We start from the raw sequence: 8,524 nt of genomic DNA, 5'->3' as shown, positions 1-8,524 counted from the left end.
GGTCACGCATGGCGCGAGCGCCCTGCCCACCCGGCTGGTGATCGAGGAACCGTCGCTGCTGTTCTATCCGCGCTACGCCGTCCACACCTTCCACAATCCGCCGGTGGAGGGTTCCCAGTTCACCTGCGCCACGCTCGATTTCGATGGCGGGGCCATGAATCCGCTGGCACGCGCCCTGCCGCCCCTGATCGTGCTGCSGTTGGCACAGSTAGATGGGCTCGATCCCGCGCTCGCGCTGCTGTTCGCCGAGACGGAGCGCGTGCGCTGTGGCCAGCGCCTGTTGGCCGACCGGCTGTTCGAAGTGGTGCTGATCCAGCTGCTGCGCTGGCTGCTCGACCATCCCGAGCAAGCCGGCATCCAGCCGGGCCTGATCACTGGCCTGTCCGATGCGCGCCTGGCGCGGGCGCTGGTCGCCGTGCACGAGGCACCGGGCGAGGCATGGAGCGTGGAGTCGATGGCGGGTTGCGCCGGGATGTCGCGCAGCGCGTTCGCGGCGACGTTTCGGGAGGTGGTGGGGCAGACGCCAGCCGACTATCTGGCCGACTGGCGCATCAGCCTTGCGCAGGCGCGCCTGCGTGACGGCGTGCCGCTGAAACTGATGGCCGACGAGCTGGGCTACGCCAACCCGTCGGCCTTGTCGCGTGCGTTCCTGGCCAAGGTCGGCCAGTCCCCGCGCGACTGGTTGCGGACTCAGTAGTCCACGGTCATCGACAGCTTGAAGGTACGCGGCTGGCCGATCACGAGGATGCCGCCGCTCGACGACGCCCAGTAGTCCTTGTCCGCGATGTTCTCGACGCCCGCCCGCACCGTATAGCGCAGCTGCGACGCCTTGAACGCGTAGCGCGCCCCGAGATCGAATCGGTTCCACGACGGCAGGCTGATGGTGTTGGTCGTGTTGGCGGACTGGCGGCCGGTCTGGATATAGCGGCCGGTCACCGTCGCGCCCGGGAGGAACGGCAGGTCGTACTCGCCGCTCATCGTCAGCGTGTAGATCGGCACGCCCACACCCGGCTTGCCCTCGGTGTTGGCGTTGCCCGTGTTCGACACCTTCGAGTCTATATAGGACACGCCGCCCAGCAGGCGCACGCCGCGCAGCGGCTCGCCGAACACGCTGAACTCCACGCCGCGATTGCGCTGGTCCCGCACGGCGAACACATTGCCCTGCGTGACGCCCGTCGGCTGCTCGATCTGGAAGAACGCCAGCGTGGTGCCGAAGCTGCCCGCGTCGTACTTCGCGCCCACTTCATGCTGCTTCGACTTGGCCGGCGCGAACACCTGCCCGGCGTTGATGGTGTTGGACGGCGCGGTGCCGCCCTGCGCCAGACCCTCGATGTAGTTGTAGTACAGCGAGACGTTCTGGAGCGGCTTGACCACCAGGCCGAACATCGGCGACGTGGCGGACTCGCTGTAGTTCGCCGTCTGCACGCCCGTGGCCGTTGCGTAGCCACGGATGTTCATCACCTGCTGGCGCACGCCGCCGGTCAGCAGCACGCGGTCGTTCAGGAACGACAGCGTGTCCGAGAACGACACCCCGTTGATGTTGACCCGGCCCGTCACGTTCGGATCGGCCATATTGCCGGTGGTCGGGGCGGCCGGGTACGGCACGGTCGGCGCGTTGTAGAGATTGGTTGGGAACGCGGGCGAGGACTGGAACGCGCTGCTCTTCTCCTGCTCCAGGCCGGACCAGCTCAGGTTCACCGTGTGCTTGACCGGGCCGGTTTCGAAGCGGCCACGCACGCCCACTTCACCGGTGTAGGTATCCTGCTTGAACGGAACGGTCAGCCGCGTGGCCGTGCCAAAGCCGTTATTCCCGACGTTCGCGCCGCTGTAGTTGCCGAACTCGTTGCTGTGGTGCGCGCCGAAGGCGGCGTAGGTGGTCCAGTTCCTGGTGACGTCGTACTCGGCGCGGATCGTGCCGTAGGTGTCTTCCAGCTCGGAATACGTCCATGGCTGGGCGAAGTTCGTCGAGGCGGACGCCACCGCCGGCAAAGCCGTACCCGACAGCTGGACCGTGCTGCGGCCCTGGTTGATCCGCTGCTTCTGGTAGCCGAAGTCCGCATTCACGCGGAACGCGTCGCCCTGGTAGTCCAGGCCCAGCGTGAACAGGCGCTGCTGCCGGCTCTCGTTGTCCACCGGGGTATCGCCGCCACGCGCCATGGCGTTGACGCGCACGCCGAATTCCTTGTTYTTGCCGAAACGGCGGCCCACATCCACATGGCCGCCCACCTGCGAGTCGCTCGTATAGTCGATGGTCGCCTGGGTGATGTCCGCCGCCGTGGCGTACTTGGGCACGAGGTTGATCATGCCGCCCGTGCCGGAGCCACTCGGCGACACGCCGTTCAGGAAGGCGCTGGCGCCGCGGAACACTTCCACGCGCTCCAGCCCTTCGATGGCCACCAGCTGGCGCGGGGCGATGCCGAACAGGCCGTTGTACTGGATGTCGTCGGTGGTCAGCGGGAAGCCGCGCACCACGAAGGTATCGGCGAAGTTGCCGAAGCCGTAGGCGGTGCGGATCGCCGGATCATCGGCCAGCACACCGGCAATGCTGCGCGCCTGCTGGTTCTGGATCTGCTGGGACGTGTACGACGTCACGCTGAACGGCACATCCATGAAGTCCTGGTTGCCCAGCACGCCAAGGCGGCCGCCGCGTGCGACCTGCCCGCCGGCATAGGGCGCGGGCAGCTGGTCTGCCGAGGCGTCGGCATGGACGGTGACGGCGGGCAGCGTGGCGCTCTCCGCGCTGGCGGCGGGCTGGGCCGCTTCCTGGGCGAAGGCGATGGTCGGCAGCACGCCGGCAGCGGCCAGCGCGGCCACGAGATGGCGCAGCGGCGTGCGGGATGCACGTCCGGCACGCGGTACGGAATAAGACAAGGTGACACTCCCAAGTAAAACGATTTCATGCCCGTCCGCGCCGCTGATCGCGGCGGGCGGGTTTTTTCCCGTATCCGTCTGGATGGTGGCGTCGCTCTGACGGCGACGCTCGTTTGTGCCGCTACGCCTGCACGATCAGGATCGCGCTCAGCGCAGCCGCCACACCGATGCCGATCGCCCCGCGCGCGATGCGCGGCGTGACCTGCGGTGCATAAGAGAAGGCGCCCACCACTGTCAGGGCGCTGACGGTGAGCAGGCCGGCCCAATAGATYACGCCGAAGGCCCAGCCCTGGGCGGCCACGCACGCCGCCAGGGCCAGTGCCAGCGCGATCCAGCCCTGCCAGCGCAGGCGGCGCACGCGGGCCGGCGGGGGCTCGGCGCCCCGGCCGAAGATGTCGGCGTGATGCCGGTCGATGGTCTGGGCCAGCCAGGTGAAGCCGCCCACGGCGAATCCGATGCCGGCCACGCAGGCCGGCCACATGGCGGGTGCGCTCATGACGCCTCCCCCATGGCACCGGTGCGCGCCGACGCGTCTGCGCCGCGTGCCGCCGGACGAGTCCGCCCGAGCCACCACGCCGCCGCGCCCAGCCCGAGGCCAATCGCCAGCACCGTCAGGTCGAAGCCCGCCAGCACCGCCGGCCCATGCAGCAGCGTCACGCCCAGATGGGCGGTGCCGCTCAGCGCGTTCAGCAGCGGCAGGCCCGCGAACAGCACGGCGCMGATGCCCAGCAGCACGCGCCACATGCCGCGCGTCGGGCGGATCTGGGCGACCAGCGCCGCGATGGCCCAGGCCGCGAAGAACATGCGGATTTCCATGTCGGGCCGCTGCGCGATACCCACCGGCACGAGCCGGTTGGCCCAGAAGTAGCTGGCGAATGCGATCGGCAGGCCGGCAATCACGCCAAGGTTGAGCGCTTCCACCAGCCGCAGCCCAAACGGCGTGCGGCCCGTGGCAGCAATCGTGTGGGCGTGGCTCTTGCGCGTCCTCACGGCCCAGAGCAGCGCGCCGGTCGCCACCATCAGGCAGCCGGCCAGCCCGGAGGCAAAGAAAAGCCCGCGCAGCAGCGGCGGCGCGAAGTGCGCGATGTGCAGCCCCACCATCACGCCACGCGTGGCGCTGGCATTGGCCGGATCGTCGCCGAAGGTTTCCTTGAGCGCGCCGGTGGTGCCGGCGAACAGGACGGTCGGCTGCACCGACGACAGGCTGCGCCCGGCATCGCGCGTCATCGTGACGAGGGCGTTGGCGTCGTTGGGGCGCTCCACCGTGATCCGGGCCGGGGCCACGCCGTCCCACCGGGCGGTCGCCTGCGCCAGCATCGGGCCCACCGGGGCCAGCGGCACCTGCACGCCAGACGCCTGCACGCGCGGGGCGCGGAGGCCCAGCTCGGTGTCGAACCGCTTCGTATCGCCCTTATAGACCGCCTGCACGCCCCACGGCATGTACAGGAACAGCAGCGTCACGAGGCCCGTGTAGGTAATCATCAGGTGAAACGGCAGCGCCAGCACGGCGGTGGCGTTGTGCGCATCGAGCCACGAGCGCTGGCCYTTGCGGGCGCGGAASGTGAAGAAGTCCGCGAAGATGCGCCGATGGGTGATCACGCCGCTCAGGATGGCCACCAGCATGAACATCGTGCAGAAGCCGATGATCCAGCGCGCCCAGATCGCCGACATGTAGTGGAGATCGAAATGCAGGCGGTAAAGGAACTCGCCGCCGCGCGTCTCGCGGGCGCCGGGCACGGGCGTGCCGGTCAGGGCGTCGAGCGTGCGCGTCTCCAGCCGGGCGCGGTTGCCCTTGCCGGCATCCTCGGGGCGCGGCTGGCGCAGCCAGAACACCGAGGTGGTGGGACGGCGGTCGTCGGGGAGATTGATGAACCAGCGCTCGGCATTGGGTGCCTGTTCGCGGAGGAAGGCGATGGCGCCGTCGGCAGCCCGGCGGGTCGCGTCGGCGTCTGTGTCGCCACCCAGCCGCGCGTGCAGTTCGGGCTTCATCCAGAGCGTGATCTCGTCCTTCACATAGCTGGCGGTGCCGCTACAGAAGACGAGGAACAGCACCCAGCACACCAGCAGGCCCGCCCACGTATGCAGCCACGCCATCGACTGGCGCAGCCCCTGACCCTTTCGCAATTCGGCCATTACGCGCTCCGCAGGGCCAGCCAGCCCAGTCCCAGGACCGCGCAGGGCACGGCCAGTCCGATCCACGCGCGCCATGCCGACTCGACGGCGAACACCCAGATCACGGCCAGCGCGTACCAGAGGAACGACAGCAGGGAGGCGGTGACTACCGCTTCGGCGCGCGCCATATCGGTCCAGCGTGCCAGCGCGAGCGAGACGCAGCCCGTGGCGAGTGCTGCGAGCCCGTAGCCGCCCAGGATGCCGGCGATCGCCCGCGACGCGACCGCCACGCGATAACCGGTCGAAATGCCCTGCTTCATGTTGCTGCGAATTCCGTGAAAGCCGCAATGATAAGCGTTCTCATATGCATTGTCTTTCAGACCTCGCATTTCGGCGGGTTATGGCGGGGTAGACATTGAAGACATGTCGCGAAAAGCCCATAGACGGAAATCTCAGTAATTCTGCATTGCAGAACCMTCATTCCACGCTGCGGTTGACAGCTTCCGGGGATCGATGGGACGATGCCACGCATCAATACCGGCGACTTCACGCCGGAAGCCTTGCCCGGAGACATGCATGCGCAGTACCGCTTTCCCCGCGGACCGTTCTGGTCACGCGTCCACCCCCGCCCAATCCGACTCGTTCCGCCCCGCCTTCCAGCGCCTGCACCAGACCATGGGCCCGTGGGTGGCCAGCCATCCTGACCGCGTGGCCGTGATGGATGCCCACCGCGCGCTGCGCTATGGCGAACTGGACCTGGCCGTGCGCGAGACCGCCCAGACGCTGACCGCGCTCGGCGTGCGCGGCGGCGACCGCGTGGTGCTGGTSACCGAGAACAGCGTCGGCTGCGCCGTGCTGCTGCTGGCGCTGAGCGCCATCGACGCCTGGTCGGTGCCGGTCAATGCCCGGCTGTCGGCGCGCGAGATTGCCAATATCGTCGAGCACGCCGGCGCGCGCGTGACCTTCTATCTGGACAACGATTTCCCCGAAGCCCGCGAGCACGGGCTGGCGCGCGGCGCGCAGTGGGCCGGTGCTGCCGTGTGGCCACACGTCGGCAAGCTGCTTGTCAGCGCCATCGACGAGACGGCCGTGGCGGAGCCGGTAGCCGCCGAGGCCCGCGAGCAGGTGGCCGCGCTGATCTATACGACCGGCACCACGGGCGCCTCGAAGGCGGTGATGCTGACGCACGCCAACCTGATGTTCATCGGCCATTCCAACCGCCTGCAGGCCCGCGTACAGGCCGGCGACCGCGTCTACGGCGTGCTGCCGATCTCGCACGTCTATGGGCTGTCCGTGCTGCTGGTGGGCCCGGTGTCCAACGGCGCCACGGTCTACTACGAACCGCGTTTCCGCCCGGAGAAGCTGGCGCGCACGCTGGTCGAGGAACAGCTCACCGTGCTGCACGGCGTGCCGGCGATGTACGCCAAGGTGATCGAATGGAGCCGCGCGCAGGGCCAGTCGCTGCGCACGCCGTCGCTGCGCATGGCGCAGTCGGGCGGCGCGCCGCTCACGGCGTCGCTCAAGGCATCGTTCGAAGACGCCTTCGGCATCGTGCTGAACAACGGCTACGGCATGACGGAGACCTCGCCCACCGTGTGCCAGACCCGCGTGGATGCCCCGCGCGCCGACTGCTCGGTCGGCCCGGTGGTGCCGGACGTGGAAATCCGCCTCGGCTCCCCCCTGCCSGACGGCAGCGGYGAGTTGCTGGTGCGCGGCCCCAACGTGATGAAGGGCTACTACCGGCGCCCGGACCTCACGGCGCAGACCATCGATGCCGACGGCTGGCTCCATACGGGCGACCTCGCGCGCATCGATCCGGACGGCGCGGTGTCCATCGTCGGCCGCTCGAAGGARATCATCATCCACTCGGGCTTCAACGTGTATCCGGAGGAAGTCGAGCAGTCGCTCAATGCGTTCCCCGCCGTGCTGCAATCGGCCGTAGTGGGCCGGGCCACCGAGGGCAACGAGGAAGTGATCGCCTTCGTCGAGGTGCGCGGCGGCATGACGCTGGACGAGCCCGCGCTGCGCACCTTCCTGCGCGACCGCCTGTCGCCCTACAAGATGCCGGCCGAAATCCGCGTGGTGGCGCAGCTACCCGCGGCGCCKTCCGGCAAGATCCTCAAGGCGAAGCTGCGCGAGCAGCTTGCCTCCGGCAACCTTTGAGCCACGCACATGGATAGCCAGGCCGATTCCCTCCCCGACCTCCCGCCCGCCACGCCCAAGGTGGACAACCGCAAGGAAGACCGCCATTTCGTGACCGCGCTGGCGCGCGGGCTCGACGTGCTGGCGTGCTTCCGCGCCTTCGACAGCGAACTCGGCAATGCCGAACTGGCCCAGCGCTGCGGGCTGCCGAAGTCGACCATTTCCCGGCTCACGCACACGCTGACCGAACTCGGCTACCTCCAGGCGCTGACCGAGCCGATGCGCTACCGGCTGGGCAGTTCCGCGCTGGCGCTGGTGCCGTCCGGCCAGCCCGGCGCGGACGTGCTGGCGGTTGCGCGGCCGTACATGCAGGAACTGGCGGATCTCTCGCAGGGCGTGGCCTCGTTGATCGTGCGCGACCGGGGCCGCATGCTGATCTACGAGAACTGCCAGTCGGAGAGCTACCTCACGCTGCGCGTGGCCGTGGGCAGCCGCGTTTCCGGGCTCAATACGGCGGCCGGGCGGGCCTACCTTGTGGCCCTGCCGCCGGCCGAGCAGCGCCAGGCGCTGACCGCCTTCCGCGCCGATGACCGCGTCAGCGCGGCCCATGCCGAGGGCGTGCTCTCCGCCAGCCGCGACGAAGCCCGCCGGCTGGGCTGCACCACCTCGTTCGGCGAATGGCTGCCCGACATCAACTCGATCGCCGTCGCTTTCCGGCCCGGCCAGTCCCTGCCGCCGATGACCCTCAGCTGCAGCGGCCCGAACGCCATCGTGCCGCCGGCGCATCTGCTGGAAAAGGTGCGCCCGCTGCTGCGCGACCACATCCGCCGCATCGAGGCCGCGTTCGGCGTGGCGGCCTGAGCCGGGGGGTTTCCCGGAGGGCGCCGGTTTGCCGTACGATGCTGGCTTTCCCTCCGATCCTTCGACGCTCCCGCCATGCCGCAACTGATCATCGAACTCACCGAAAACACCCGCCTGACCTGCTCGCAGGACGARCTGCTGGACGAAGCCAACGCCGCGCTGCTGGCCACCGGCCAGTTCCGCGAGCCGGACATCAAGTCCCGCTGCGTGACGCTGACCACCTACCGCCAGGGCACGGAAAACCGTGACCGCGCCTTCGTGCACGCCACCGTCTGGATTCTGGACGGGCGCGAGCAGGCCGTGCGCAAGCAGGTGGCGCAGGCCGTGTGCGATGTCCTCACCGACGCGGTGCGCCCCGGCGCCGGCCAGAGCGTGCAGGTCAGCGTGAACGTGCAGGAGATGGAGCGCGCCGTGTTCACCAAGCAGATCATCGGCGAGTAAGCCAGCGCGGCGGCGTCTGCACTGTCAGCCATATGCATCGCAATATCTGACGCCGCCGCGTTCGCCCCCGGCCGCCATCCGGCGGCAAGACTCGTTT

At 69.0% G+C, this 8,524-nt stretch carries 8 protein-coding genes; 4 read left to right on the top strand and 4 right to left on the bottom strand.

Annotated elements, in window-relative coordinates:
• Positions 1–697, top strand: a 697-nt coding sequence (locus tag AB4Z27_RS18635; protein WP_441645001.1) for an AraC family transcriptional regulator, incomplete at its 5' end; no start/stop codon positions are given.
• Here the strand turns inward: AB4Z27_RS18635 and AB4Z27_RS18630 are convergent.
• The 4 genes from AB4Z27_RS18630 to AB4Z27_RS18615 form a co-directional block, all read right to left on the bottom strand.
• The gene (locus AB4Z27_RS18630; protein WP_441645000.1) at positions 691–2,871 is read right to left on the bottom strand and encodes a TonB-dependent receptor; all 2,181 of its coding nucleotides are present in this window, start codon (positions 2,869–2,871) and stop codon (positions 691–693) included. The genes AB4Z27_RS18635 and AB4Z27_RS18630 overlap by 7 nt on opposite strands.
• 121 nt (positions 2,872–2,992) lie before the next feature.
• Entirely contained in the window at positions 2,993–3,367 is a 375-nt protein-coding gene (locus AB4Z27_RS18625) for a DUF3325 domain-containing protein (RefSeq protein ID WP_441593236.1), read from the bottom strand.
• Complete coding sequence (locus AB4Z27_RS18620) at positions 3,364–5,004, bottom strand: PepSY-associated TM helix domain-containing protein (protein WP_441644999.1); 1,641 nt, start codon at positions 5,002–5,004, stop codon at positions 3,364–3,366. The genes AB4Z27_RS18625 and AB4Z27_RS18620 overlap by 4 nt, the downstream gene beginning before the upstream one ends.
• On the bottom strand, positions 5,004–5,303 hold the full coding sequence (locus tag AB4Z27_RS18615) for a DUF3649 domain-containing protein (RefSeq protein ID WP_092296606.1): 300 nt from the start codon (positions 5,301–5,303) through the stop codon (positions 5,004–5,006). Before AB4Z27_RS18615 ends, AB4Z27_RS18620 begins: the two co-directional genes overlap by 1 nt.
• A 256-nt stretch (positions 5,304–5,559) precedes the next feature.
• Between AB4Z27_RS18615 and AB4Z27_RS18610 the strand changes: the two genes are divergently transcribed.
• The 3 genes from AB4Z27_RS18610 to AB4Z27_RS18600 all read left to right on the top strand — a co-directional run bounded on the left by AB4Z27_RS18610 (position 5,560) and on the right by AB4Z27_RS18600 (position 8,427).
• Positions 5,560–7,146 (top strand): class I adenylate-forming enzyme family protein, encoded by a 1,587-nt coding sequence (locus AB4Z27_RS18610; RefSeq protein ID WP_441644998.1) that lies wholly within the window; start codon positions 5,560–5,562, stop codon positions 7,144–7,146.
• A gap of 9 nt (positions 7,147–7,155) precedes the next feature.
• Positions 7,156–7,986 carry an IclR family transcriptional regulator gene (locus tag AB4Z27_RS18605; RefSeq protein ID WP_092296612.1) on the top strand — a complete coding sequence of 277 codons (831 nt, stop codon included), beginning with the start codon at positions 7,156–7,158 and terminating at the stop codon, positions 7,984–7,986.
• 75 nt (positions 7,987–8,061) lie between these two features.
• Entirely contained in the window at positions 8,062–8,427 is a 366-nt protein-coding gene (locus AB4Z27_RS18600) for a 5-carboxymethyl-2-hydroxymuconate Delta-isomerase (protein WP_092296615.1), read from the top strand.
• Positions 8,428–8,524: the final 97 nt, after the last annotated feature.

Source organism: Cupriavidus sp. KB_39 (assembly GCF_052114485.1).
In the GTDB taxonomy this organism is placed as follows: Bacteria; Pseudomonadota; Gammaproteobacteria; order Burkholderiales; family Burkholderiaceae; genus Cupriavidus.
Note: the sequence above shows the minus strand (reverse complement) of the source record. Positions and strands in the feature narration are given on the sequence as shown.